General features: G+C 73.4%; 21 protein-coding genes. 4 read left to right on the top strand and 17 right to left on the bottom strand.

Going from position 1 to position 23,539, the window contains the following annotated elements; all coding sequences use genetic code 11:
* Nucleotides 1-29: 29 nt before the first annotated feature.
* Nucleotides 30-971, top strand: coding sequence for a chitosanase (locus IE109_RS03180; RefSeq protein WP_229890597.1), 942 nt, complete (start codon nt 30-32; stop codon nt 969-971).
* Here the strand turns inward: IE109_RS03180 and IE109_RS03185 are convergent.
* The 4 genes from IE109_RS03185 to IE109_RS03200 form a co-directional block, all read right to left on the bottom strand.
* Nucleotides 943-2,283: an SDR family oxidoreductase gene (locus tag IE109_RS03185; protein WP_373297619.1), complete on the bottom strand. Its 1,341-nt coding sequence runs from the start codon at nt 2,281-2,283 to the stop codon at nt 943-945. The genes IE109_RS03180 and IE109_RS03185 overlap by 29 nt on opposite strands.
* Nucleotides 2,284-2,342: 59 nt before the next feature.
* Nucleotides 2,343-2,591, bottom strand: a complete 249-nt coding sequence (locus tag IE109_RS03190; RefSeq protein ID WP_189548901.1) for a WhiB family transcriptional regulator — start codon at nt 2,589-2,591, stop codon at nt 2,343-2,345.
* A 234-nt stretch (nt 2,592-2,825) separates the two neighbouring features.
* Nucleotides 2,826-3,626, bottom strand: a complete 801-nt coding sequence (locus IE109_RS03195) for a VOC family protein (RefSeq protein WP_189548902.1) — start codon at nt 3,624-3,626, stop codon at nt 2,826-2,828.
* 225 nt (nt 3,627-3,851) lie between these two features.
* Nucleotides 3,852-4,841 carry a multicopper oxidase domain-containing protein gene (locus IE109_RS03200; RefSeq protein WP_189548903.1) on the bottom strand — a complete coding sequence of 330 codons (990 nt, stop codon included), beginning with the start codon at nt 4,839-4,841 and terminating at the stop codon, nt 3,852-3,854.
* 195 nt (nt 4,842-5,036) lie between these two features.
* Here IE109_RS03200 and IE109_RS03205 point away from each other — a divergent pair, with 195 nt between their 5' ends.
* Entirely contained in the window at nt 5,037-7,532 is a 2,496-nt protein-coding gene (locus IE109_RS03205; protein WP_189548904.1) for a ThuA domain-containing protein, read from the top strand.
* A 14-nt stretch (nt 7,533-7,546) separates the two neighbouring features.
* The gene (locus tag IE109_RS03210; protein ID WP_229890504.1) at nt 7,547-9,742 is read left to right on the top strand and encodes an OmpL47-type beta-barrel domain-containing protein; all 2,196 of its coding nucleotides are present in this window, start codon (nt 7,547-7,549) and stop codon (nt 9,740-9,742) included.
* A 4-nt stretch (nt 9,743-9,746) separates the two neighbouring features.
* On the opposite strand, the gene ligD is transcribed toward IE109_RS03210, so the two are convergent.
* Nucleotides 9,747-10,757 carry a non-homologous end-joining DNA ligase gene (ligD, locus tag IE109_RS03215; RefSeq protein ID WP_189548905.1) on the bottom strand — a complete coding sequence of 337 codons (1,011 nt, stop codon included), beginning with the start codon at nt 10,755-10,757 and terminating at the stop codon, nt 9,747-9,749.
* Nucleotides 10,758-10,831: 74 nt separating this feature from the next.
* Between ligD and IE109_RS03220 the strand changes: the two genes are divergently transcribed.
* Entirely contained in the window at nt 10,832-11,908 is a 1,077-nt protein-coding gene (locus IE109_RS03220) for an ATP-dependent DNA ligase (protein WP_189548906.1), read from the top strand.
* Here the strand turns inward: IE109_RS03220 and IE109_RS03225 are convergent.
* Genes IE109_RS03225 through IE109_RS03280 form a run of 12 tightly spaced genes read right to left on the bottom strand, consistent with a single transcriptional unit; the run spans nt 11,885 to nt 23,537 of the window.
* Entirely contained in the window at nt 11,885-13,267 is a 1,383-nt protein-coding gene (locus IE109_RS03225; protein ID WP_189548907.1) for a lytic transglycosylase domain-containing protein, read from the bottom strand. The genes IE109_RS03220 and IE109_RS03225 overlap by 24 nt on opposite strands.
* The gene (locus tag IE109_RS03230) at nt 13,264-14,043 is read right to left on the bottom strand and encodes a nuclear transport factor 2 family protein (RefSeq protein WP_189548908.1); all 780 of its coding nucleotides are present in this window, start codon (nt 14,041-14,043) and stop codon (nt 13,264-13,266) included. Before IE109_RS03230 ends, IE109_RS03225 begins: the two co-directional genes overlap by 4 nt.
* A gap of 58 nt (nt 14,044-14,101) precedes the next feature.
* Nucleotides 14,102-14,638, bottom strand: coding sequence for an Rv1363c family protein (locus IE109_RS03235; protein WP_506417180.1), 537 nt, complete (start codon nt 14,636-14,638; stop codon nt 14,102-14,104).
* 15 nt (nt 14,639-14,653) lie between these two features.
* On the bottom strand, nt 14,654-15,259 hold the full coding sequence (locus tag IE109_RS03240; protein WP_229890506.1) for a nuclear transport factor 2 family protein: 606 nt from the start codon (nt 15,257-15,259) through the stop codon (nt 14,654-14,656).
* Between the two features lie 14 nt (nt 15,260-15,273).
* Entirely contained in the window at nt 15,274-15,783 is a 510-nt protein-coding gene (locus tag IE109_RS03245) for a hypothetical protein (protein WP_189548909.1), read from the bottom strand.
* Complete coding sequence (locus IE109_RS03250; protein WP_189548910.1) at nt 15,780-16,976, bottom strand: MCE family protein; 1,197 nt, start codon at nt 16,974-16,976, stop codon at nt 15,780-15,782. The genes IE109_RS03245 and IE109_RS03250 overlap by 4 nt, the downstream gene beginning before the upstream one ends.
* Nucleotides 16,976-18,178, bottom strand: coding sequence for an MCE family protein (locus IE109_RS03255; protein ID WP_189548911.1), 1,203 nt, complete (start codon nt 18,176-18,178; stop codon nt 16,976-16,978). Before IE109_RS03255 ends, IE109_RS03250 begins: the two co-directional genes overlap by 1 nt.
* A complete protein-coding gene (locus IE109_RS03260; RefSeq protein ID WP_189548912.1) occupies nt 18,175-19,326 on the bottom strand; it encodes an MCE family protein in 1,152 nt (383 codons plus the stop codon). The genes IE109_RS03255 and IE109_RS03260 overlap by 4 nt, the downstream gene beginning before the upstream one ends.
* The gene (locus IE109_RS03265; protein ID WP_189548913.1) at nt 19,323-20,474 is read right to left on the bottom strand and encodes an MCE family protein; all 1,152 of its coding nucleotides are present in this window, start codon (nt 20,472-20,474) and stop codon (nt 19,323-19,325) included. Before IE109_RS03265 ends, IE109_RS03260 begins: the two co-directional genes overlap by 4 nt.
* Nucleotides 20,471-21,502, bottom strand: coding sequence for an MCE family protein (locus tag IE109_RS03270; protein ID WP_189548914.1), 1,032 nt, complete (start codon nt 21,500-21,502; stop codon nt 20,471-20,473). The genes IE109_RS03265 and IE109_RS03270 overlap by 4 nt, the downstream gene beginning before the upstream one ends.
* The gene (locus IE109_RS03275; protein WP_189548915.1) at nt 21,499-22,734 is read right to left on the bottom strand and encodes an MCE family protein; all 1,236 of its coding nucleotides are present in this window, start codon (nt 22,732-22,734) and stop codon (nt 21,499-21,501) included. Before IE109_RS03275 ends, IE109_RS03270 begins: the two co-directional genes overlap by 4 nt.
* Nucleotides 22,731-23,537, bottom strand: a complete 807-nt coding sequence (locus IE109_RS03280; protein WP_189548916.1) for an MlaE family ABC transporter permease — start codon at nt 23,535-23,537, stop codon at nt 22,731-22,733. Before IE109_RS03280 ends, IE109_RS03275 begins: the two co-directional genes overlap by 4 nt.
* Between the last annotated feature and the right edge of the window lie 2 nt (nt 23,538-23,539).

Here is a 23,539-nt window from a genome sequence, read left to right on the forward strand (position 1 = left end):
CGCGTCGTACGCTGTGGCGCGTGAAGCCTGTGACCCGCTTTTTCCTGATCGGCGCTCCGATAGCCGTCGTCGCCTCCCTCGTCTTCGGCGGAGGCGACGGTTCCGTACGCCCCGCCGACGTGGCCGACGAGAGCGCCGCACCGCGGGCACCCCGCTCCTCGGGGGCGCCGAACCCGCTCAAGGCGGGTACGGCGGACGAGCAGAAGGCCCTGGAGGCCCGCATCGCCAAGATGCCGCCCGGCCTCGCCGCGCCCGGCAAGAAGGAGATCGCCGCCCAGCTGGTCGCCAGTGCGGACAACTCGACCCTCGACTGGCGCGGCGCGTACGACGACATCGAGGACATCGGCGACGGGAACGGCTACACCGCCGGGGTGATCGGCTTCTGCTCCGGCACCAACGACATGCTCCAGCTCGTCGAGCACTACACCGCGGAACACCCCGGCAACCCGCTGGCCCCGTACCTCCCGGCGCTGCGCGCGGTCGACGGCACCGACTCCCACGAGGGCCTCGACCCCGGCTTCCCGGCCGCCTGGCGGAAGGCGGCCGAGGACCCGGCGTTCCGCGAGGCGCAGGACGTGATGCGGGACCGCGTCTACTTCGACCCGGCCGTACGGCTGGCGAAGATGGACGGGCTGTCCACGCTCGGCCAGTTCATCTACTACGACGCGATGGTGCTGCACGGCCCGGGTGTGGGGCCCGAGGCGTTCTACGGCATCCGCGCCGAGGCGATGAAGAAGGCCGGGACCGCGGCCGAGGGCGGTGACGAGAAGGCGTACCTCGACGCCTTCCTGGACGCGAGCCGCGCCGTCATGAAGGCCCAGAAGACCGAACGGGAGCGCGACACGTCCCGTATCGACACCGCTCAGCGGGTGTTCCTGCGGGAGGGGAACATGGACCTGGACGTGCCGCTGACCTGGCGGACGTACGGCGAGACGTTCCGGATCACCACGCAGCCGGCCGGTAGTCCTTGAGGAACACCCCGGCGACGGGGTCGCCCGCCTCGCCCCGCACGATCGGGTCGTAGACGCGGGCGGCGCCGTCCACGACGTCCAGCGGCGTACGGGTGCCGGCGGCGGCGATCCGCGCCTTGCGGGGCGCGGGGTTCTCGTCGGTGATCCAGCCGGTGTCGACGCTGCACATGTGGACGCCCTGCCGGGCGAGTTGCTCCGCGCTGGTGCGGGTCAGCATGTTGAGGGCGGCCTTGGCCATGTTGGTGTGCGGGTGACCGGCCGTCTTGTTGCGGACGGCGAACCGTCCCTCCACCGCGCTGACGTTGACGACGTAGCGGCGCGGGTGCGGGGAGGCCAGCAGCAGCGGCAGCAGGCGGTCGCACAGCAGCGCGGGCGCCAGGGCGTTCACGAGCTGGGTCTCCAGCAGCTCGGCGGGGTCGAGTTCGCCGAGGCGGGCGGACCAGGAGTTGTGCGGCGCCGGGTCGGGAAGCAGCCCGGCCTCGTCCGTCTCACCGTCGAGTACGAGGGCGAGGGCGCCGCCCCCGCCGGCCGGGAGGTCCGGGGCGTACCCGGGAGCCGCCACGACACCGGCCGGCAGCTCGTCCCGCTCCCCCGCCCTGAGCGCGGCGTACGACCCGGGCGGGCGCCGTATCGTCTGGGCGGCGTTGTTGACCAGGATGTCGAGCGGCCGGCCGTCGGCGAGGAGCCGCTCGCACAGGCCGAGGACCTGGCGCGGGTCGCGCAGATCGACGGCGAGGACGGTGAGACGCCCCAGCCACCGCGCGCTGCCTTCGGCGGCGCGGAAGCGGCGCAGTGTGTCGTGCGGGAAGCGGCTGGTGACGAGGAGTTCGGCGCCGTCGCGTAGCATCATCAGGGCGAGCTGGAACCCTATCTTCACCCTGCCGCCGGTGAGCAGGGCGCGACGCCCGGTGAGGTCGGCGGACAGCGCGCGGCGAGCGGTGTTGTCGGCGGCGCAGACGGGGCAGAGACGGTGGTAGAACGCGTCGGCCCGCCGGTAGGGCGCTTTGCAGACGTAGCAGTGGCGGGGTTTGAGGAACTCCCCCACGCTGCCCCGCCGGGTCGCCAGGGGCGCGTCCTCACGCCGGTCGAGCGCGCCGGTCGCGGTGGCGGCGCTGAGCCGGGCGTCGGCCTCGGACCTGTTCCGCTGCCGGGCCTTGCGGCGCTTGTTGCGGCTCTCCCGGGCGAACGACGCGGCCAGTTCCTCGGCGCGCCTCCGCGAGGGATCGTCCAGCGGCAGCGCCCGAAGCCGCTCCACCGTACGGCCGAAGGCGGCCAGCTCCTCGTCCGTCATCGCGCTGTGCTGCTGCTCCATGCGCAGGTGATCCTACGGGTCGGCCGGCCGCGCCGGCATCCCGGTTTTGCCTCGGCGGCTCAACGCCCTCGCCGCCGGAGCGCGTACCGCTCCTTCTCGGACAGCCCGCCCCAGACGCCGAAGCGCTCGTCGTGGGTGAGGGCGTATTCGAGGCACGCCTCGCGGATGTCGCAGGCGGCGCAGAGACGCTTGGCCTCGCGGGTGGAGGAGCCCGGGTCCGGGAAGAAGAAGTCCGGGCCGGTCTGGGCGCACAGGGCGGTGTCCTGCCAGGAGAGTTCGTCGCTGGAAGCGGTGCTGTTGATCGGCATGCCGCACACGCTGCCCCGCCGCGATAAACGGCGCGTCAACGAACGATCAACGGCCTCCGGGTGCCGGGGAGTGCCGGTTCGCTCCGTAAGCATGGGCTTCCACGGCGTGATCGGCAAGGGTTTCGGGCCGGACGGGGTGTCACCGCGTCGTCACCTCTCCGGCCCGGGGTGTCACCGCGCCGTCGCGCCACCGGTCCGGGGCGGCACTGGGGGTGCCCCGGACCCGACGGGACGTCAGGGCCGTTCCTCCGGGGCGCTGGTGATGACCGCGAAACGGGCGCCGTAGGGGTCGGCGAGCCGGGCGAAGCGGCCCACGCCGCCCATGTCGGTGGGTGCCAGGAGGACGGTGCCGCCGAGCCGCTCCGCCCGGGCGGCCGTCGTGTCGGTGTCGGGGACCTCGAAGTAGGGCACCCAGTGCGGTCCTTCGTCCGCTTCCGCCGGTTCGGCGGCGAGGGGCACCACACCGCCGAACGCGGAGTCGTCGTCGCCGCCCGCCGGGTTGAGGAGGAGGTAGGTGCCGGTTCCGTCGGGTTGGGGGACGGCGGACGACTCCATGCCGAGCACCGTGCCGTAGAAGGCCATGGCGGCGGCCGGGTCGTGCGTGTACAGCTCGGTCCAGCACAGCGAATGGGGGTCGCCGACCAGTTCCAGACCTTCGAGGGCGCGGGGCTGCCAGACGGCGAAGCCTGCCCCGCCCGGGTCGGTGAAGACCGCCATGCGGCCGAGGCCGAAGACGTCCATCGGCTCGAACAGCACGGTTCCGCCGCCCTCCCGCACCGCTGCCGCCGTGGCGTCGGCGTCGGGCGTCCGGAAGTAGACCATCCACCCCGGCGGTGCCTGGTCGGGGGGAACGGTCATCCCGCCGGCGACGGTCCTGTCGTCGAGCCGGAACATGCCGTAGCCGCCGGCCTCCGGGCCGGCGGACCGGAAGCGCCAGCCGAACAGGGTGCCGTAGAAGGACTCGGCACCCTGGAGGTCGGGAGTGCCCAGGTCGAGCCAGTTCGGGGCACCGGTGACGTACCGGGTTGTCAGCATGGTGCCGAGTCTGGTGCCGTCCCCGGGGCGCCGCATCAGGAGGGCGCCCGCCCGGCTGACCGCGCCGCGCCCCCGCCCGGCGCCCGGCCGGCCGGGCGACCGCGCGCCCCGCGACCGAGTGACCGGGCGACCGCGCGACCGGGCGACCGGGCGCTCCTTCGCCCGGGACCCTCGCACGCGACCACGTCCCGGGGCGTCCCCGGCCGGCGGGGCGCGGCGGGGCACTCAGTGGCCGTGGGTGCCGCCGGGGGGCGCCACCGGATGATGCGGCTCGTAGCCGGGGACGGTGCCGTCCGGCTTGGCCACCAGGAGCAGTCCGGCCATGCCCATGTCGGAGTGGCTCTGCACGTGGCAGTGGTACATCCACGCGCCGGCGCCCACGTGTTCACCCGCGACGATCTGGAAACCGAACGAGTCGGCGGGGCCGGTGATCTTGTTGTCGACGACCCGGCTGGGGTCGTCGGGGCCGGTGAGCAGTCCGGTGCGGTTGTCCGCCCACCGGTGCCCGTGGATGTGGAACGTGTGGTAGTACTCGCCGTGCGTGATCATGATGATCTCGACCCGGTCGCCCACGGTGGCCCGGAAGTCCGGGCTCCGGTGGCCCGGGCTGTTGTTGATCGTCATGTCGTTGAAGACGATCGTGAACTGCTTGTCCGGCAGGACGTCGCCCTTGCGGCGCACCACGACCGGCCCGTACAGCCCCTTGCGGATGCCGCCCGTGCCGTGGTCCGTGCCCACGACGTGGTCGTGGTAGTGCCAGTAGCCCGCGCTGCCGGCGCGCCACGTGCCGTCCTTGCGGCGGCCGGGGGCGTGGGTGCGCCAGGTGTAGGTGCGGGTGCCGCCGGGCTCCACATGGCTGCGGTTCATCCTCGTGCCGTCGCTCGCCACGTCGTAGTCGACGCCGTGGACGTGCAGACTGGCGGGCACGTCCATGGTGTTCTCGAACTCGATGTGGAGGGTGTCCCCTTCGTTGAGCTCGATGAGCGGCCCGGGGATGCTGGCCTTGCCCTTCTCCAGCCCGTAGCCCATCTGTCCGTCCGCCAGTTTCTCGGCGTACAACCGGAGATGCCGCACCTGACCGCCCGCCGGGGCGGTGGGCGCGGGCGCCTCCGCCGCCGACGCGGTGGGCGCGGAAGCCTGGGACAACGATGTCACGCCGGTCGCGGCCACCGCTCCCCCGGCGAGGAGCCGCCGGTTGAAGCTCCGTCTGTCCATGCCGAACTCCCCAGTGCGATACGGAGGATGACGGGGCGAGACGCCCCCGGGACGGGCACACCGTAGCCGGGCGAACCTTGGTTCATCCACAGCCAGGACAAAGTTCGCGGGATTGCTGCCAGGCTATTGGCGCGCCACGGAAAGAGGTCTAGCTTCGTCGTCGTTCGCTGTGACCACAGAGGGGTGGGTGAACACATGCACCGTGCACCACATCACCGGTCGAGAACCCGCCGCGGAGCGGCGGCGGCGCTCGCCGCCGGCGCCCTGGCGGCCTCCCTGCTCAGCGGTACGCCGGCCACCGCCGGACCCAATCCGGGGGAGCCCGGGCCGGGCGCTCGGACAACGTTGTCCTTACCCTCGCCGCCCGGTGGGGCGGATGTGCGGGTGCTGGTCTTCCACGCCTCGGCGACCGCCGAGTCACCGGCCGTCGACGCCGGTATCGCGGCGATCGAGTCGATCGGCCTGTCGGGCCCGACGGCGCAGCGGTTCCGCACCGACGCCACCGACGACGCCTCGGTCTTCACCAGCGCCCGCAAGCTCGGCCGGTACAACGCGGTCGTGTTCCTGACCGGCGGCGGTGACGTCCTCGACCCCGAGCAGGAGGCGGGCCTGGAGGCGTACATGGAGGCGGGCGGCGGCTTTCTGGGCGTCCACGACGCCGCGCGCACCGAGCCGTACTCGGACTGGTTCACCGGCCTGGTGGGGGCCCGGCCCGCCGCGAACAGCCCCACGGCCGTGCAGCGCGCCACGGTCGAGGTGGGCGACCGGCAGCATCCGGCCACGCAGCGGCTCCCGCTGAACTGGAGGCGCCCGGACAAGTGGCTGAACTGGACGGTCAACCCCTCGGGCAGCGTCCACACGGTCGCACGCGTCAGGGAGAGCACCTACCGGCCGGGCCCGAGCGCCAACGGCTGGGACCACCCGGTCTCGTGGTGCCGTGACTACGACGGCGGACGCTCCTTCTACACGGGCATGGGCGGCACGGCCGACTCGTTCGCCGAGACCGACTTCCGCGACCACCTGCGCGGCGCGCTGCTGTGGACGACCCGGCTGTCGCGCGCCGACTGCAAGGCCACCATCGACGCCCACTACACGGCGGAGCGGGTAACCCGGCCCAACCGGCCCGGGCTGAACGACCAGATCGGCGAGCCGCACGGCCTGGCCGTCGCCCCGGACGGCCGGGTCCTCTACATCGGGCGCGGTGGCGCGGACCCCTCGCACCCCGTGGTGACCGACTGGAACGACCCGGACGTCGGCAAGGGCACGGGCGAAATCCACGTCTACGACCCGCGGACGGGGAAGGTCCGCCTCGCGGGCGCGCTCACCGTCTTCGGCAACAAGGGCGGGGGCGACGAGCTGACCAAGAACGAGGAGGGGCTGCTCGGCATCGAGCTGGACCCTGACTTCATGACCAACGGCTGGGTGTACCTGCACTACACACCGCACGCGCGGATCAACCGCGACACCCACATGGCGGAGCGGTACGTCTCCCGGTTCACCCTGGACCTCGCCACCGACACCCTGGACCCGGCGAGCGAGAAGGTGCTGCTCAGGTGGCCGGTGCAGATCCACAGCTGCTGCCACGCCGGAGGCGGTATGGCGTGGGACTCCGAGGAGAACCTGTACATCGCCACCGGTGACAACAACTCCAGCGGCTTCAGCGCGGGGTACTCGGGCAACAACCCGGAGCCGGACTTCAAGGGCGTCTCCTTCGCCGACGCCCGCCGTACCGCCGGCAACACCAACAACCTCAACGGCAAGATCCTCCGTATCCACCCGGAGGACGACGGGACGTACACGATCCCCGAGGGCAACCTCTTCACCGGCCGGGAACCGGACGAGGGGGGCGGCAAGACCCGTGGCGAGATCTACGTGATGGGCGTGCGCAACCCCGCCCGGATCTTCGTCGACCAGCGGACGGACATCCTGTACGCCGGGTGGGTCGGCCCCGACGCCGGAGCGCCGTCCACCACCTGGGGTCCGGCCAAGTACGACACGTTCGCCGCGATCACCAAGGCGGGCAACCACGGCTGGCCGTACTGCATGGGCAACAACCAGCCCTACCGGGACCGCAACCTCCCCGACCCGGCCGAGCCTCTGGGCTGGTACGACTGCGCCAGGCCGAAGAACGAGTCGCCCAACAACGACGGCCTGGTGAACCTGCCACCGGTCACGCCGAACACCATCTGGTACTCGCCGCAGGGCGGCGGCGTGGACTACCCGCGTGACGCGAGCGGCGTGCCCAGCTACCGGACCGAGGAGCAGAAGCTGCTGCTGCCGTGGCTCAGGGGTGGCGGCCAGGCGACCATGAACGGGCCGGTGTACCGGTACGACGCGGCGTCCGGCAGCACGGTCAAATGGCCCTCGTACTGGGACGGCAAGTGGTTCGTCGGTGACTTCTACGACGGGGACCAGCCGCGGCACGCCGTGCTGACCGACCCGAGGACGGTCGGCAAGGGCGGCCTGCCGGTGCACGCCGAGTCCCTGAGGAAGATCGTCCCGGTGGGGGCGAACGGCATCCGCAACCTGATGGACTGGAAGTTCGCGCCGGACGGCTCGCTGTACGTCCTGGACTACGGGCGCGGCTTCTTCACCTCCGACTCCAGGTCCGCGCTGTGGCGCGTGACGTACAAGGGCGGCGAGCCGACGCCGGCCGCCGACGGCCTCGCGAGGAAGGCGGCCACCCGGTGAGACACCGTTCCCCGATGCTCTGGACGGCCCTGGCCGGGGCGCTGCTGATGGTCCTCGGACTGACGTCGACCGCCGCGTACGGGCGGCCGGACAACGGGCCGGCGGCCGTGGCGGAGCAGGTGCTGACCTGGACCGCCGGTGACCCCGTCGACCGCTATCTGACGTTCCCGGCCACGGCGGTGGCGGGACCGGCGACGATCGTCTTCGAGAACAGCGCGGCCACCGGGAACACCACCGGGATGCCGCACACCCTGACGTTCGACGTCTCGGACCCGGAGTACAACGACGACGTCCGGCTCAACATCCTGGCCAGCCCCAACGACGACCGGGACGGCAGGCACACCGCGCAGGTCACCCTGACACCCGGCCGGTACCGCTTCCACTGCACCATCCCGGGCCACGGCTCGATGCAGGGCATCCTCACCGTGACGGACGGGGGCGGCGGCGAGGACACCACGGCGCCGGAGACCTCCGCGAAGGTCGAGGGCGAGCGGAACGCGGACGGCGCGTACGTCGGACACGCGGGCGTCACCGTCTCGGCGACCGACACCGGCGGCTCGGGCGTGGACCGGGTCGAGTACGCGGTCGGGGCGGACGGCGCCTGGCAGGCGTACACCGCCCCGGTGACGGTCCACCAGGTGGGCACCCACCGGATCCGCTACCGGGCCACGGACAAGGCGGGCAACACCTCGGCCGAGAAGGCCGTGGACTTCACCGTCGTCGCGCCCCCGACGGACGACAGGACCCCGCCGGAGACGTCGGCCACCGTCAGCGGCGAGCGGAACGAGCAGGGCCAGTACCTGGACATGGCGACGGTCACCGTCAGCGCTTCCGACACGGGCTCGGGCGTCGGCACCGTCGAGTACGCGATCGGGGCCGGCGGCGCCTGGCAGGCGTACACCGCCCCGGTGATGGTCCACCAGGTGGGCACCCACACGGTCCGGTACCGGGCCACCGACCGGGCCGGGAACGCGGCGGCCGAGAAGTCCGTGGGGTTCACCGTCGTCGCCCCGCCCGCCCAGGACACCACCCCGCCGCAGACGGCGGCCGCGGTGACCGGCACCAGGAACACGGACGGCGCGTTCGTCGCCCGCGCCACGGTGACGGTGACGGCCACCGACGCCGGCGGCTCGGGCGTGGACCGGGTCGAGTACTCCCTGGACGGCGGGCCCTACCTGGCCTACACCGCGCCGGTCGTCGTGGACCGGGTGGGTCACCACACGGTGCTGCACCGGGCCACCGACAAGGCCGGCAACACCTCGGCGGCCGGGCGGGTGGGCTTCGACGTCGCGGAGGGCGGCGGCGTACCGGCACCCCACTGCCCCGAGTACGACGAGCGGCTCACCGTCATCGTCGGCACGGTCGACAGCGGCGTACCGAACCGGATGACGCGCGGCCGGTGCACGATCAACGAGCTGATCGAGGACGAGAGGGACTGGTCGTCGCACGCGCTGTTCCTCAAGCACGTGGACGCGGTCCTCGACCGGCTGCTCGCCGAGGGCGTGATCGACACCCGCGAGCACCGGACGGTCTACCGGGCGGCCAGGGAGTCCGGCATCGGCAAGCCGGGGCGGACCACCGGCTACCGGACGCTGTTCGACGGCTCGGCGGAGTCCTTCGCCAGGTGGCAGCACGTGGGTGGCGGCAGGTTCGGCCTCAACGGCGACGGCTCGATGACCAGCGGCACCACGGTGCCGGGCATGGGCATGCTGTGGTATCCGCAGCGGCGGTACGGAGACTTCTCGCTGAAGCTCCAGTGGCGCGACGACGCCCCGGGCACCGGCAACGCCAACTCCGGCGTCTTCGTCCGCTTCCCGAACGTCCACGACCACCCGGAGGAGTCGCGGCCGGAGTGGGTCGCCATCAGGTTCGGTCACGAGATCCAGGTGCTGGACCGGCCGGACGGCGACATGTACAAGACCGGTTCGGTGTACGGGTTCGACCGGGTGGGCCTCGGTGGCGCGCGCGTGACCCCGAAGGGGACCTGGAACGACTACGAGATCAGGGTGGAGGGCCAGCACTACTCCGTGTTCCGCGACGGTGTGCTGATCAACGAGTTCGACAACGACGGTGGCCAGGAGTTCTCCCCGCCGCGCGACGGCGACCCGGGCACCGACGGGCGTCGGTACGCCACCGGTCACATAGGGCTCCAGGTCCACGGCACGACGGACGTCATCTCCTACCGCGACATCCGGATCAAGGAGCTGTGACCGGCTAGCCGGTCTTCTTGGCGCGGCTCGGCTGTACCCGCTTGGGCTCACCCGGCATCTTCGGGTAGTCCGGCGGGTACGGCAGGTCCGCCAGGCCGTGGTCGCGTTCGTCCCGGGCGGCCAGCTCCAGCAGGCTGTCCAGCGAGAAGGCGTGGTCGTCCATGTCGGCGTGGATGTCGCCGTGGTCGGCGTAGCGCACGGGCATGGTCGCCAGGTCGAAGTCCCGGGGGTCGACGTCGTCCAGTTCGTCCCACCGCAGGGGGGCGGAGACGGGGGCGTGCGGCTTGGGGCGGATGGAGTAGGCGGAGGCGATGGTCCGGTCGCGGGCCGTCTGGTTGTAGTCGACGAAGATCCGCTCGCCGCGCTCCTCCTTCCACCAGGCGGTGGTGACCCGGCCGGGCATGCGCCGTTCCAGCTCGCGGCCCACGGCGATGGCGGCGCGGCGGACGCGGGTGAAGTCCCAGCGGGGCTCGATCGGTACGTAGACGTGGAGGCCGCGTCCACCGGAGGTCTTGGGCCAGCCGCGCAGCTGGTGCTCGTCGAGCAGGGCGCGCAGTTCGTGCGCGGCGGCCACCGCCTCGGCGAAGCCGGTGCCGGGCTGCGGGTCGAGGTCGATGCGCAGCTCGTCGGGGTGGTCGGTGCCGTCGCCGCGGACGGGCCAGGGGTGGAAGGTGAGGGTGCCGAGGTTGGCCGCCCAGATGACGGCCGCGATCTCGGTGGGGCGGATCTCGTCGGCGAAGCGGCCGCTCGGGAAGGTGATGTGGGCGGTGGGGATCCAGTCGGGGAGGTTCTTGGGCGCGCGCTTCTGGAAGAAGGACTCGCCATCGACGCCGTCGACGAAGCGCTCCAGGGTCGTCGGGCGGTCGCGCAGCGCGCGGGTGATGCCCTCGCCCACGGCCAGGAAGTAGCGCGCCACGTCCAGCTTGGTGAAGCCGCGCTCCGGGAAGTAGATCTTGTCCGGGTTGGACAGGCGTACGGTCCGACCGCCGGCCTCCAGCTCCACCGCGTTTCCCATAGGCGTCACAGTAGGGCGCCCCGACGGACATCGCATATCGGGCATACCGCACAGCGGTCGGGCAGAATCGGGCCATGGACCTGCCGGTGATGCCCCCTGTGAAGCCGATGCTGGCCAAGTCCGTGAAGAAGATCCCGCCCGGTATGCAGTACGAGGCCAAGTGGGACGGCTTCCGGGCCGTCGTCCACCGGGACGGGCCGGAGCTGGTGATCGGCAGCCGGACCGGGAAGCCCCTCACCCGCTACTTCCCCGAGCTGGTGGCCGCCCTGCCGTCCCGGCTCCCGGAGCGCTGCGTCGTGGACGGCGAGATCGTCATCGCCCACGAGGGGCGGCTGGACTTCGACCGGCTCACCGAGCGCATCCACCCCGCCGCCTCCCGCGTCGCGATGCTGGCGGAGCGGACCCCGGCGCGGTTCATCGCCTTCGACCTGCTGGCGCTGGGCGACGAGTCGCTGATGGACACCCCCCTGGTCGAGCGCCGGGCGGCCCTGGAGGACGCCCTGCGCGGAGCCGGCGCACCCGTCCACCTCGCCCCGTCCACCACCGACATCGACGTGGCGCGGGGCTGGTTCGAGCGGTACGAGGGCGCCGGGCTCGACGGGGTGATCGCCAAGCCCCTGGACCTTCGCTACCGGCCCGACGCCCGGCTGATGTACAAGATCAAGCACGAGCGGACGGCCGATGTGGTGGTGGCCGGTTACCGCTTCCACAAGAGCGGCCCGGTCGTCGGGTCCCTGCTGCTGGGCCTGTACGACGACCACGGCGCCCTCCAGCACGTCGGCGTGTGCGCCGCGTTCACCGCGCAACGGCGCGCGGAACTCGTCGACGAGCTGGAACCGCTGCGCATGGACCCGCCCGACGGCCACCCGTGGGCCGCCTGGACGGACGAGAGCGCGCACGAGACCGCCAGGCTGCCGGGAGCACCGAGCCGCTGGTCCGGCAAGAAGGACCTCTCCTGGGTGGCGCTGCGGCCCGAGCTGGTGTGCGAGGTGGGGTACGACCACATGGAGGGCAGCCGCTTCCGGCACACGGCCCAGTTCCGCCGGTGGCGGCCGGACCGGGCGCCGGAGAGCTGCGGGTACGGGCAGTTGCAGGAGCCCGTCTCGTACGACCTCGGTGAGGTGCTGTCAGGGGGCGGGAGCGGGGCCTGAGCACGATTCGCCGGCCGCGGTGCCGGTGGACGACGCCGGCTCCGCGGCCGGGCCGGGGGCAGGAGCCTGGCCGGAGGAAGAGTTCGCGTCCGGGGCCGGGTCCGGGGAAGGCGGGCCGGTCGGCTCGGCGGGCGGCGGCGGGCAGGTGGGATCCGGCGACGGCTCCGTGGGGGCGGGGGTCGGAGTCGGGGTGGGCGTGGGGGTCGGCGTGGGGGTCGGGGTGGGCGTGGGGGTCGGCGTGGGGGTCGGAGTCGGCGTGGGGGGCGAGGGGGAAGGCCGTGGCGGGGACGGGGAGGGGTGCGGGGTGACGGGCGGCCTGGACGGGTGCGTCGGGCGGGCGGGCACGACGGGCGGCCGGGCCGGGGGCCGGGGGCCCACCACGATCCCGCCGCCCGGGCCGGGGTCGGGACGCGGAATCGGCTTCGGGACCGCCCCACCGCCGGTGGCCCCGTTGGCGCCCGTCCCGCCGGTGCCCCGGCCCGCCCCCGGGCTCACCGGGAGCACGCCCGTGGTGTCCGGCACGGCGTGCGCGCCGTGCCGGTAGAACGCCAGCCAGGCCAGGACGGTCCGCAGATAGGCGCCCGAGTGGTTGTAGCTGAGGATGGCCCGGTCCAGGTCGGCATCGACCGTGAGGGTCCGCTCCCCCGCGCAGAGGTAGTGCCCGGCGGCCAGGGCGGCGTCATGGATGTTGCCCGGGTCGCGGCGGCCGTCGCCGTTGCCGTCCGCGCCCCAGCGGGCCCATGTCGAGGGGATGAACTGCATGGGGCCGACGGCCCGGTCGAACACCGTGTCGCCGTCGTACGCGCCCCCGTCGGTGTCCGTGATCCGGGCGAACCCCCGGCCGTCGAGCACCGGACCGAGGATCGGCTCCAGCGTGGTGCCGTGCGCGTCCACCCGGCCCCCGCGCGCCTGGCCGGACTCGACCTTGCCGATCGCCGCGAGCAGTTGCCACGGCAGCCGGCAGCCCGGGTCGGTGCCGGCGACGGCGGCCTCGGCGCGCCGGTAGGCGGCCAGGACGGTGGCGGGTATCCCGGCCTGGGCGGTGACCGCGCCGGCCGGGCGAACGCCCCCGGCCGGGGAGCCTCCGGCCCGGGGGACGTCGCCCGGCGGCAGCGGCCGCGACGACGCGGGCGGGAGGACGAGCGGGGGCAGCTCCGTGTGGTACGCGCCGTCGGCCGGCGGCCGGGGCACCGAGACCCCCGCGGGGCCGCCCGCCGGCGGTTCCGACGCGGCCGGCGCAGGCGGTCGGACCGCACCGGGTGCCTGCGACGCGGTCAGTGCGGCCATCGCGGCGACGGCCGCCACCGTGCGGCCGGCTCCCCGGCGCGCCCTCGCCCGCCGTGCTCGTGCTGCCCTCATGATCCCGCTCCCAGGGTGTCGATGACGGCGATGCGCCACGCGCCGTCCTTCCGGATCGCCTCCACCGCGAACATGGCGGCGCCGTACGTCGTCTCGGGCTTACTGGCCGCCGTGCGGGTGTTGCTCTGGTCCGCGTAGACCAGCACCCGGGCCCGGTCACCGTCGATCAGCTCCACCCCGCTGTGGGTGACGGTGGTGGTGAGGACCAGCTTCTGCCGGGCCGCCTGCGCCCGGACCGGTGCGAGCATCGCGCGGTGCTGCCCGACGGCCTTGCCGGTGAGGTGGGCCCGGATGGCCCGGTCGGCCGTGGCCGTGGCGGCGTGGTCGTACGAGAACAGCTCGTTGACCGCCTTGGTGACCTGGCCCTTCAGCTCACTGGTACGGGCGATGTCGGTGAGCGCGGTGTTGCGGGCGGCGGACGTGTCGCGCAGGGCGGCCGCCTCCCCGGTGGCCCAGGCGGCGAAACCGCCCAGGAGGACGGTGAGGACGCCCAGCGCGGCGGGCAGCCGGGGGCGCGGCCGGGACCGGGGCGGCGACGCGTCCTCGGCACCGCCGCCGGAGCCGGGCCGCCCGGTGCGGACGGCTCCGTCGGGATGCTCGGGGTGTTCGGGATGCCCGGGGTGTTCGCCCGCGCCGGGACGGCCGGCGCGGACGGGGCCCTTGAGGCGGTCGGGGCCGTCGGGGCGGTCGGTGCGTGGTGGGGGTGGCGCCGGGCGGGGAGCCTGCGCGGTCGCCAGGCGGCGCCGGCGGTTGATGAGGTGACGGGTCGTCGACATGGTGCCGGGTCCTCTCGGTTCCTCGCGGGGTCCGCGCCGGGTCCTTCGCAGGGCGCGTTCAGTCGGCGGTGCCCGCCGTGTTGCCGACCGGGGCCTGGCCGAGGGCGCTGAGCTTCCAGCCCTCGGGGGTGCGGGTGAGCTCGCCGAGCATCCGGCTCTCCTTGGCGGCCGGCGCGCCCTTGGGCGGGGTCACCGTGATCCGGAGGGCGACCATCACGCTGGCGCGCCCGGCCCGGGTGTCCAGTTCGGTCACCGCGCCCGACAGGACCTTCGCCGAGGTCACCGTTCTCGCCTGCTGGATCTGCCGCTCGAACCGCGCGCGCCCGCCGGTCAGCTGGGCCAGCAGGTCACCGGTGGCGGAGTCCTGCCAGGTGTCCAGTCCGCGTCGCAGGTCGCGGTGGTCGAGCGTGTTCATGTTCTGCACGGCCTGCTCGCCCGCGGCGAGCACCTCGTCGCGGGTGGTGGCGTACGCGGCGGACTCGTCGTGCGCCGCCGCGTACCAGGACCAGCCGCCCCAGCCGGCGCCTCCGGCGGCGAGGAGGGCCAGCGCGGCCGCCGCCGTCAGGAGCGGGTTGCCTCTCATGGTGCGGGCCATCGGTGCGGGAGCCCCCTATCGCGATCGGATGTCGACGATCCGCCAGCGCCCGTCCCGCCGTTCGGCGGTGACGGAGAGCTGCGCGGCGACCGTGGTGGCGGGTTTGCCGGCGCGCTGGGCGACCTGATCGAGGAAGACCAGGAGGTGCGCGCCGCGGTCGTCGAGCCGGGTCACCCCGGCGCGTACGACATGGGTGGTGAGCGTCAGTCCTTGCCGCGCCGCCCGCTGCTCGACCTGGCCGAACAGCGCCTCGTACTGGCGGGCCGCCGTGCCCGCGAGCAGCCGGCGCGCGGCCTCCCGGGTCGCCGCGGTGTCGCCGGGCCCGTACGAGAAGACCCGGGTGAGTGCTCCGCCGACCTCGTCGGCCACCCGGGACGTGGCCTCGGTGTCGGACAGCGCCCGGTTGTGCAGGGCGGGCTCCCCGGTCAGTTGCTGGGCGCGCCACAGCAGCCCGGCCCCGCCGCAGAGCAGCACCACCACCAGCGCGACGGCCGTCCAGGGGCGTGGGGCACGGGGGCTCCGGGCGCGGGGGCGCGCCGGTGCCGCCGGCGCGGGGGCGTCCCCGGCGGACGCGGCAGCGTCCTCGGCGGACGCGCGCGGCGCGGGGGTCGGGATCCTCATCCGGTCGGCTCCCTTCATGATCCGCCCACCGGTACGGCGGTCAGGGCGGTGACCTTCCAGCCGCCGCCGGTGCGGACGAGGGCGGCTTCCAGCCGTTTGCGGTCCGTGCCGCCCGGCCGGCCGGCGGCGGGCGTGGTCTCCACGCTCACGGTCGCGATGAGCTCGGCCGTGCCGGCCCGGTCGTCCAGGGCGGTGAGGGCGGCGTCGGTGACGGTCGCGCGGGTGGAGGCTCCGCCCGTGCCCTTCCGCGGGTCGGTCCCCTTCAGCCGGGCGTGGAGGTCTCCGGTGGTCGCGTCCAGCCACCGCGCCCGCGCCGCGCCGGGGTCCGCCGCGTCCACGCTGCTGAGGCGGGCGACGTGGTCACGCCCCGCCGCCAGGACGTCGTCCCGCTCCTCGGCGAACGCCCGCGTCCCGTCGCCCGCCGCGCGGACGCAGGACCAGCCGGCCAGACCGCACAGCAGCGCCGCCACCGCGACCGCGGCCCACCACCCGAGCCGGGCCTGCCCGGCCGCCCGGCGGTTCACCGGCCCTCCCCGAGACCCAGCAGATCACCCATGCCGTCGGCGGGGGCCGGGGCGCCGGGCGCCGTGGCAGGGGGTGGGAGCGGACCGCCCCGGGGGGCGTTGGCGGAGCCGCGCACGTTGACGCCGCTCGACGGCGGCGAGGCGCAGCGCGCCCCGGTGTTGAGGGCGGGCGGCGACGACAGGTCCAGGCCGTTGCGGTACCGCGTCCCGCCGTAGCCCGCCGTGCACGGCAGCGGCTGGAAGAAGGTGACCGACATGCCGAGGTTGACGCCCTGGGCGGTCACCGCGGTCGCTCCGGCGGCCGCCACGGCCGGCATCCGCACCAGGAACTCCTCCATGCCCCGCTGCCGGGTCACCGCCACCTCCGAGGTGGTGAGCAGGTTGGCCAGGACGACGCCGAGGGAGGGATCGAGGTCCCGGAGCAGTCCGCTGACCTGGCCGGCGGCGTCCGGAGCCGCGGTGATCAGGGCGCGCAGGTCGCCGTCGGAGCTCTTGAGCCGCGCGGCGAGCTCCTTGGCCCCGGCCGCGAACGAGGTGAGCGCCTTCCCTTCCTCGGCCTGGGTCCGCAGCACCGTCTCGCCGTCGGTGATCAGCCGGGAGGTGGCGGGCAGCGCCTCGTCGGCGGCCGCCACGAAGTCGCTGCCGCTGTCGATGAGCGCCTGGAGGTCGTCACCGCGCCCGTTCAGCGCCGTTCCGAACTCGTCGACGACCGTGCGCAGTGCCTCCAGGTCGATGGAGGCCGCCAGGTCGCCCACTCCGGTCAGCATGGTGGTGACCGGTGCGGGGGTGCGCGTGTCGGAGCGGGCGATGACCGCGCCGTCGCGCAGGTAGGGGCCGCTGTCGGAGGCCGGGCGGAGGTCGATGTACTGCTCGCCGACGGCGGAGAGGTTGGCGACGACGGCTTCCAGGTCGGCGGGGATGGCGGGGGCCGAGTCCTTGATCCGCAGCTCGGCCTCCACCCCGTCGTCGGTGAGCCGGATCGGCCCGACGCGGCCGACCGAGACGCCCCGGTAGGTGACGTTGGAGTGGGTGAACAGCCCGCCGGTGGAGTCGAGCCGGACGCGGACGGTGTAGTGGTCGCGGAGGCCGACGAGGTGCCCGACGTCCGCGTACCGCACGCCGACGACTCCGAGGACGAGGGCGCCGATGAGGAGGAAGGCGAGGTTCTTCAGCCGGGTGGCGGGGGTGAGCATCAGTTCCTCCCGGCGGCGGGCGGCGGGGGCGCGGACGGCGGGGAGGCCGACGGCGAAGACGCCGACGGAACAGGCGCGGACGGCAGGGGCAGGGGCAGGGACGGTCCGGCGGTGCGCGCCGACGGGGCGGACGGAGCGGGCGGGGCCGTCTCGTCCTGGGGTGTGAGCGCCGGGACGATCTGCGTCCCCGGCGCGGCGGTGAGGTCCAGGTAGACGTTGAGGTAGTCGCCCTTGACGCCGCGCAGCACCTCGTCGGTGAACGGGTAGGTGAGCAGCACCTCCAGCGAGTCGGGCAGTGCCTCGCCGGAGTCGGCGAGCGCCTTGAGGGTGGGGCCGAGGGCCTTGAGGTCGGCGACGATGTCCGCCTTGCTCCTGTTGACGGTGTCGACGGCGACGCCCGAGAGGGTGTCCAGCGCGCCGAGCATGGTGAGGAGCGAACCGCGCTGCTTCTGGAGGACCTTCAGGCCGGGGGTCAGCCCGGTGAGGACCTTGTCGACGTCCCGTTCGCGGGTGGCGAGGGTGGCGGTGAGGCGGTTGACGCCGTCGAGGGCGGCGGTGATGTCGCTCTTGTTGCTGTCGAGGGCGGCGACCGCGGTGTTGAGCCGTCCGAGCAGGGAGCGGACCTCCGCCTCGTTGCCGCCCAGGGCGGTGCCCAGCTCGGTGGTGATGGTGCGCAGTTGCTGGATGCCGCCGCCGTTGAGGAGCATCGACAGGGCGCCGAAGACCTCTTCGACCTCCGGGTTGCGGTTGGTGCGGGTCATCGGGATGCGGGCGCCGTCGCCGAGGCTGCCGCGGGGCGCGGGGGGCGCGGTGAGCTGGATGTACTTCTCGCCCAGCAGGCTGGACTGTTCGAGGTGGGCGTAGGCGTTGGCCGGGAGCCGCACCTCGCCGTTGACCCGCATGGTGACGGTGGCGGTCCAGTCCCCGCGGTCGAGGGCGATGCCGGTCACCCGCCCGACGGCGACGTCGTTCACCTTGACCGCGGACTGCGGGACGAGGCTGAGGACGTCGGCGAACTCGGCGGTGATCTCGTACGGGCGGTCGCCGAGGTCGGCGCCTCCGGGCAGCGGCAACTGCTCGATGCCGGACAGCTCCAGGCCCCCGGCGGGCGCGTCGCAGCTCGCGACGGTCACCGGGACGCCGACGGCCAGGGCGAGGGTGGCCGCGATGCCGGCGGTGGTGGTACGGGAGGGCCGGTTCACCGTACGCCGCCCTTCTCCGGTGTCCCGTAGACGGTGCCGGCCACGGGCAGCGGGAGCGCGGGCAGGTCCGCGCGCCGGTCGGGGGTGAGGGGGACGAGACCGTCCGGCGCGGGCGCCGCGCCTCCGGTGCCGGGGACGCCGGTCCCCGTCCCGGTGCCGGTCGCCGCTCCGGCGCCCGGGACGCCGGTGCCGAAGCTCAGCTCGTTGATGTTCGCGCGGCCGTTGAGGGTGCGGTGCACCGGGTCGTACGCCTTGAGGGCGTTCCCGGCGGCGAGGGGCGCGGTGTCGAGTGCCTCGGCGAGCGAGGCGCGCTGGTCGACGAGCGTCCGGGTGAGCGGGGCGAGGAGATCGACGTTCTTCTTCAGGCTGCCGCGGTTGTCCTCGATGAACGTCTTGACCCGGGCGAGCGCGGTGCCCAGCTCCTTGAGGGCGGCGCCCAGGTTCTCCTTGTCCTCGGCGAGGAAGCCGGTGACGGTCGCGAGCCGCTGTTCGGCCGTGCGGACGTCGCCGTCGTTGTTCTTCAGCATGGTGGTGAATGCCTGGAGGTGGGTGAGGGTGGCGAAGAGGTCGCCGCTGCTGCGGTCCAGGGTCCTCGCGGCCTTGCCGAACTGCTCGATGGAGTCGCCGATGGCCTTGCCGTTGCCCCGGAGGTTCGCGGCGCCGGTGTCGAGGAGCCCGGCCAGGGCGCCGTCGGCGTTGGCCCCCTTGGGCCCGAGGGCCTCGCTGAGTTCGGTGATGGACGCGTACAGCTGGTCTACCTCCAGGGGGGTGGCGTTGCGGGCTGCGGGCAGGACCGCGCCCTCCCGGATCTCCGGTCCGCCCGTGTAGGCGGGGGCGAGCTGGACGTAGCGGTCGGCCACGACGCTGGGCGCGACGATGACGGCGTGGGCTCCGGCGGGGACGCGCACGCCCTCGTCGATCAGCAGGGTCACCTCGACCTCCTTGCCCCGGGGGCGTACGGAGCCGACCGTGCCGACCCGGACCCCGAGGACGCGGAGGTCGGAGCCCTCGTACACACCGGTGGCCCGGTCGAAGCGGGCGGTGATGCGGGTGGCGCGGGACTCGTCGAGGGCAATGACGCCGGAGGCTCCGGCGACGGCCACGAGGGCGAGTCCGGTGGTGATGCCGAGAGCGCGTCGGAGGTTCACCGGGCACCGCCTCCCGTCGGCTTGGGCGGCATGCACCCGGTGGCCGGGGGTGTGCCGGGGGCCAGGTAGTTCTTGGGGACGAGGCCGCAGACGTACGTGTCGAACCAGCGGCCGTTGCCGAGGGTGTTGCCGACGAGCCGGTAGTACGGCCCGGCAAGTGCGAGCGTCCGGTCGAGGCTCTCGCGGTTCTCCAGCAGGACGCCGGTGACCCGGCCGAGGGCGGACAGGGTGGGCCCGAGCTGCCGTTCGTTGTCCCGCACCAGGCCGGTGAGCTGGGTGCCGAGGTTCCTGGCACCGGTGAGCAGCTGGTGGATGGCGTCTCGGCGGGCCTGGAGCTCGCCGAGGAGCAGTCCGCCGTCCTCCAGGAGCGTCTCGAAGCTGCTCTTCTTGCCCTCCAGGGTCCTGGTGAGTTGCCTGCTGCCCTTGAGGAGTTCGGCGAGCTGCGCGTCGCGCGAGGAGACCGTCCGGGAGAGCGCGGACAGCCCGGTGGCGGCGCTGCGCACGTCGGGCGGCGAGTTCGCGAACGTGGCGGAGATGGCCCGGAAGCTCTCGGCGAGCGCCTGCGTGTCGATGGCGTCGATGGTGTCGCCGAGGCCGGTGAGGGCCTTGGTGACGTCGTAGGGGGAGGTGGTACGGGAGGCGGGGATGCGTTCGGCGGGGTTCTGGGCGCGGCCGCCGAGAGGGTCGACGGCCAGGTACTTCTCGCCGAGCAAAGTCTTGATGGCGATGGCGGCGGTGCTGGAGTCGCCGATCCAGGTGGTGTCGTCGACCTCGAACGCCACCTCGACCTTGGCCCCGTCGAGCCCGACGGCGGTGACCTCGCCCACCTTGACGCCGGCGATGCGCACCTCGTCGCCCTCGTCGAGTCCGGCGGCCTCGGTGAAGTCCGCGGTGTACGCGGTGGTGCCGCCGGTGAGGGCGTCCACCTTGTACGCGCCGAGGGCGATCAGGGCGAGGAGGAGCAGGCCGACGACGCCGACGGTGATCGGGTCGCGTTGCCGTACGGGGGTGAACGCCGGCCGCTTCGGCCGGGGGCGCCCCGGGGGCGGGGCGTCCGGGCGCGGCCGGCGGCGGAGCGGGACGCCGGGGAACGGGAGGCGGTGGAGCGGGAAGCGGGGCCGCGACGGGCCCGGGCGCGGGATTCTCATGCGCGGCACCTCGGTTCGGTGATCGCGATGCCGGTCGGGGGCCTGGAGCCGTCGTCGGTGGTGACGCCGGTGACGGCGGCCTCGCAGAGGTAGAGGTTGAGCCACGACCCGTACGAGGCGAGGCGTCCGACGGCCTGCATCTTGGCGGGCGTGGTGCGCAGGAACTCCTCGATCCGGTCGGTGCTCCGGGCCAGTTGCCCGGACAGCCGGCCGAGTTGGCGGATGTCGGCCTTGAGCGGCGCCCGTCCGTCCTCCAGGAGGCCGGCGGTGACGGTGGTGAGCGATCCCATGGCGGTGATGGCCTCGCCCAGGGGCTCGCGGTCGCCGGCGAAGCCGCTGACGAGTCGCTGGAGGGTGACGACGAGGTCGTTGAAGCGGGCCTCCCGGTCGTTGACCGTCTTCAGCACCGTGTTCAGGTTCTTGATCACTTCTCCGATGACCTTGTCCTTGGCCGCGACGGTCGTGGTGAGCGACCCGACGTGCTCCAGGAGGGAGTCGACCGTGCCGCCCTCTCCTTGCAGGACCCGCACGATCGACCCGGCCAGGCTGTTGACCTCGTCGGGCGACAGTCCCTGGAAGAGCGGCTGGAACCCGTTGAAGAGCTGGGTGAGGTCGAGCGCGGGGGTGGTGCGCTCGAGCGGGATGACCGCCCCCGCGGGCAGCGACCGCCCGACGGGACCGGTGTCCCGGTCGAGGTCGACGTAGCGCTGGCCGACCATGTTGAGGTACTTGATCGACGCGGTGGCCGAGGCGGGCAGGGCGCGGCCCCTGCGTACGGCGAAGGCGACTTCGGCGACCCGGCGGTCGGCGACCCTGATCGACTCGACCTGTCCGACCTTCACCCCGGCGATGCGGACGCTGTCGCCCTCGACGAGTCCGGTGGCGTCGGTGAAGCGGGCCTTGTAGGTGACGGTGTCACCGACGCCCTTGTTGGCGACGGAGAAGGCGAGGACGGTGGTGGCGAGGACCGTCACCACGACGAACGCGAGCGATTTCAGGAGCGGTCCGGCGAGGGAGCGGCGCTTCACTTGAGGGTCACCTCCGCTCCGCGGAAGACGGGTCCGGTCAGGACGGTGCTCCAGTCGGGGAGGGCCTGCGGTGCGGTGCCGAGGCCCGGGGCGAGCAGTTCGTTGACGAGCTGGTTCTCCTGCGGCGAGTTGGGCAGGCCGAGGCCGCGGTCGGCCGCGCCGGCCGCGGGGGCGGGCGCGCCGGTGTAGGGGACGGCATAGCAGTGGGCGCCGCCGGCCGCGTCGTACACGGGCCGGTCCTTGCCGGGGACGTACCGGCCGAGGGAGGGGACGGTCCGGAGGTTCACGTGGAGGCCCGGCTCGTCGGTGCCCTTGCCGAGCGCCTTGTCCATGGCGGGGACGAAACCCGCGAGGGTGCGCAGGGTGCAGGGGAAGGAGGAGGAGTGCCGGGCGAGGAGCTCCAGGGTGGGGCGGGAGACGGCGGACAGCCGGATGATGTTGCTCCGGTTGTCGCGGAGGAAGGCGGTGAGGTCCTGGGCGGAGGCCGTGGTGGCGCCGTACAGGTCCGCGAGCCCGGCCTGCTGCTCGGCGAGGGTGCCGCTGGTGGTGGTGAAGTCGGTGAGGGCGTCGAGTATGTCGGGGGCGGCGTCGCCATAGACCCTGCTGACCTCGACGAGGTGGCTGATGTCCCGGTTGAGGGCGGGCAGGTGGGGGTTGAGCCGCTTCAGGTGCGCTTCGAGGGTGACGAGGGTGTCGCCGAGCCGCTCCCCCCGCCCTTCGAGGGCCTGGGCGACGGCGGTGAGGGTCGCGGACAGCTTCTCCGGCTTGACGGCGGTGAGCAGCGGGAGCAGCCGGTCGAGGACCTGCTCCAGCTCGACCGCGTTGGAGGAACGGTCCTGCGGGATGGTGTCACCGGCGGCGAGGGCGCGCGGGGAGGGGTTTCCTCCGGGCGGTACGAGGGCGACGAACCGTTCGCCGAAGAGCGTGGTCGGCAGCATCTGGGCGGTGACGTCGGCCGGGACCCGGTCGAGGTGGCGGGGGTCGAGGGCGAGGGTGAGACGGGCGCCGGTGCCGTCGGAGCGGATGTCGCGCACCTCGCCGATGACCACGCCGCGCAGTTTCACCTCGGCGCCGCGGTGCATCTCGTTGCCGGCGCTGCCGGTGAGGACGGTGATCGTGGCGTCCCGTGTGAACTCCTTGTCGTACACCGCGAGCGAGAGCCGGACGAGGAGGACGGGCACGAGCAGGAACACGATCCCGGCGAGGCGTCTGCGTACGGTCGTCCCGTTCATCCGGCCACCTTCACGGTCGTGGTCGCGCCCCAGAGCGCGAGCGAGAGGAAGAAGTCGGTCACGCTGATCAGCACGATGGCGTTGCGCACCGAGCGGCCGACGGCGACGCCCACGCCGGCCGGCCCGCCGGTGGCGCGGAAGCCGTAGTAGCAGTGGGCGAGGATCACCAGCACGCTGAAGATCAGGACCTTGAGGATGGAGAGCAGGACGTCGTCCGGCGAGAGGAAGAGGGTGAAGTAGTGGTCGTAGGTGCCCGCCGACTGTCCGTTGAACAGCACGGTGACCGCGCGGGAGGCCACGTACGAGGAGAGCAGCCCGATCGCGTAGAGCGGGATGATCGCGACGACGCCGGCGATGATGCGGGTGGTGACGAGGTAGGGCATGGACCGCACGCCCATCGCTTCGAGGGCGTCGACCTCCTCGTTGATGCGCATGGCGCCGAGCTGAGCGGTGAAGCCGGCGCCGACGGTGGCGGAGAGGGCGAGGCCGGCGACGAGCGGGGCTATCTCGCGGGTGTTGAAGTAGGCGGAGATGAAGCCCGTGAACGCGGACGTGCCGATCTGGTTGAGCGCGGCGTAGCCCTGGAGGCCGACGACGGTGCCGGTGAACAGGGTCATGGCGATCATCACGCCGATGGTGCCGCCGATGACACCGAGGCCACCGCTGCCGAAGGCGACCTCCGCGAGGAGGCGTTGCACCTCCCGGGAATAGCGGCGCAGCGTGCGCGGGATCCACGCCAGGGCCTTGGCGTAGAAGATGAGGTGGTCGCCGGAGCGGTCCAGCCAGGCGAGCGGGGACGCCATCG

It is taken from the genome of Streptomyces lavendofoliae (assembly GCF_014649735.1).
Classification (GTDB): domain Bacteria; phylum Actinomycetota; class Actinomycetes; order Streptomycetales; family Streptomycetaceae; genus Streptomyces; species Streptomyces lavendofoliae.

Excerpts from the sequence above, each read along its gene's own strand:
- IE109_RS03185 (WP_373297619.1), bottom strand. The coding sequence starts at position 2,283 with ATGGAGCAGCAGCACAGCGCGATGACGGACGAGGAGCTGGCCGCCTTC.
- IE109_RS03190 (WP_189548901.1), bottom strand. The coding sequence starts at position 2,591 with ATGCCGATCAACAGCACCGCTTCCAGCGACGAACTCTCCTGGCAGGAC.
- IE109_RS03195 (WP_189548902.1), bottom strand. The coding sequence starts at position 3,626 with ATGCTGACAACCCGGTACGTCACCGGTGCCCCGAACTGGCTCGACCTG.
- IE109_RS03200 (WP_189548903.1), bottom strand. The coding sequence starts at position 4,841 with ATGGACAGACGGAGCTTCAACCGGCGGCTCCTCGCCGGGGGAGCGGTG.
- IE109_RS03205 (WP_189548904.1), top strand. The coding sequence starts at position 5,037 with ATGCACCGTGCACCACATCACCGGTCGAGAACCCGCCGCGGAGCGGCG.
- IE109_RS03210 (WP_229890504.1), top strand. The coding sequence starts at position 7,547 with ATGCTCTGGACGGCCCTGGCCGGGGCGCTGCTGATGGTCCTCGGACTG.
- ligD (WP_189548905.1), bottom strand. The coding sequence starts at position 10,757 with ATGGGAAACGCGGTGGAGCTGGAGGCCGGCGGTCGGACCGTACGCCTG.
- IE109_RS03220 (WP_189548906.1), top strand. The coding sequence starts at position 10,832 with ATGGACCTGCCGGTGATGCCCCCTGTGAAGCCGATGCTGGCCAAGTCC.
- IE109_RS03225 (WP_189548907.1), bottom strand. The coding sequence starts at position 13,267 with ATGAGGGCAGCACGAGCACGGCGGGCGAGGGCGCGCCGGGGAGCCGGC.
- IE109_RS03230 (WP_189548908.1), bottom strand. The coding sequence starts at position 14,043 with ATGTCGACGACCCGTCACCTCATCAACCGCCGGCGCCGCCTGGCGACC.
- IE109_RS03235 (WP_506417180.1), bottom strand. The coding sequence starts at position 14,638 with ATGGCCCGCACCATGAGAGGCAACCCGCTCCTGACGGCGGCGGCCGCG.
- IE109_RS03240 (WP_229890506.1), bottom strand. The coding sequence starts at position 15,259 with ATGAGGATCCCGACCCCCGCGCCGCGCGCGTCCGCCGAGGACGCTGCC.
- IE109_RS03250 (WP_189548910.1), bottom strand. The coding sequence starts at position 16,976 with ATGCTCACCCCCGCCACCCGGCTGAAGAACCTCGCCTTCCTCCTCATC.
- IE109_RS03265 (WP_189548913.1), bottom strand. The coding sequence starts at position 20,474 with ATGAGAATCCCGCGCCCGGGCCCGTCGCGGCCCCGCTTCCCGCTCCAC.
- IE109_RS03275 (WP_189548915.1), bottom strand. The coding sequence starts at position 22,734 with ATGAACGGGACGACCGTACGCAGACGCCTCGCCGGGATCGTGTTCCTG.
- IE109_RS03280 (WP_189548916.1), bottom strand. The coding sequence starts at position 23,537 with ATGGCGTCCCCGCTCGCCTGGCTGGACCGCTCCGGCGACCACCTCATC.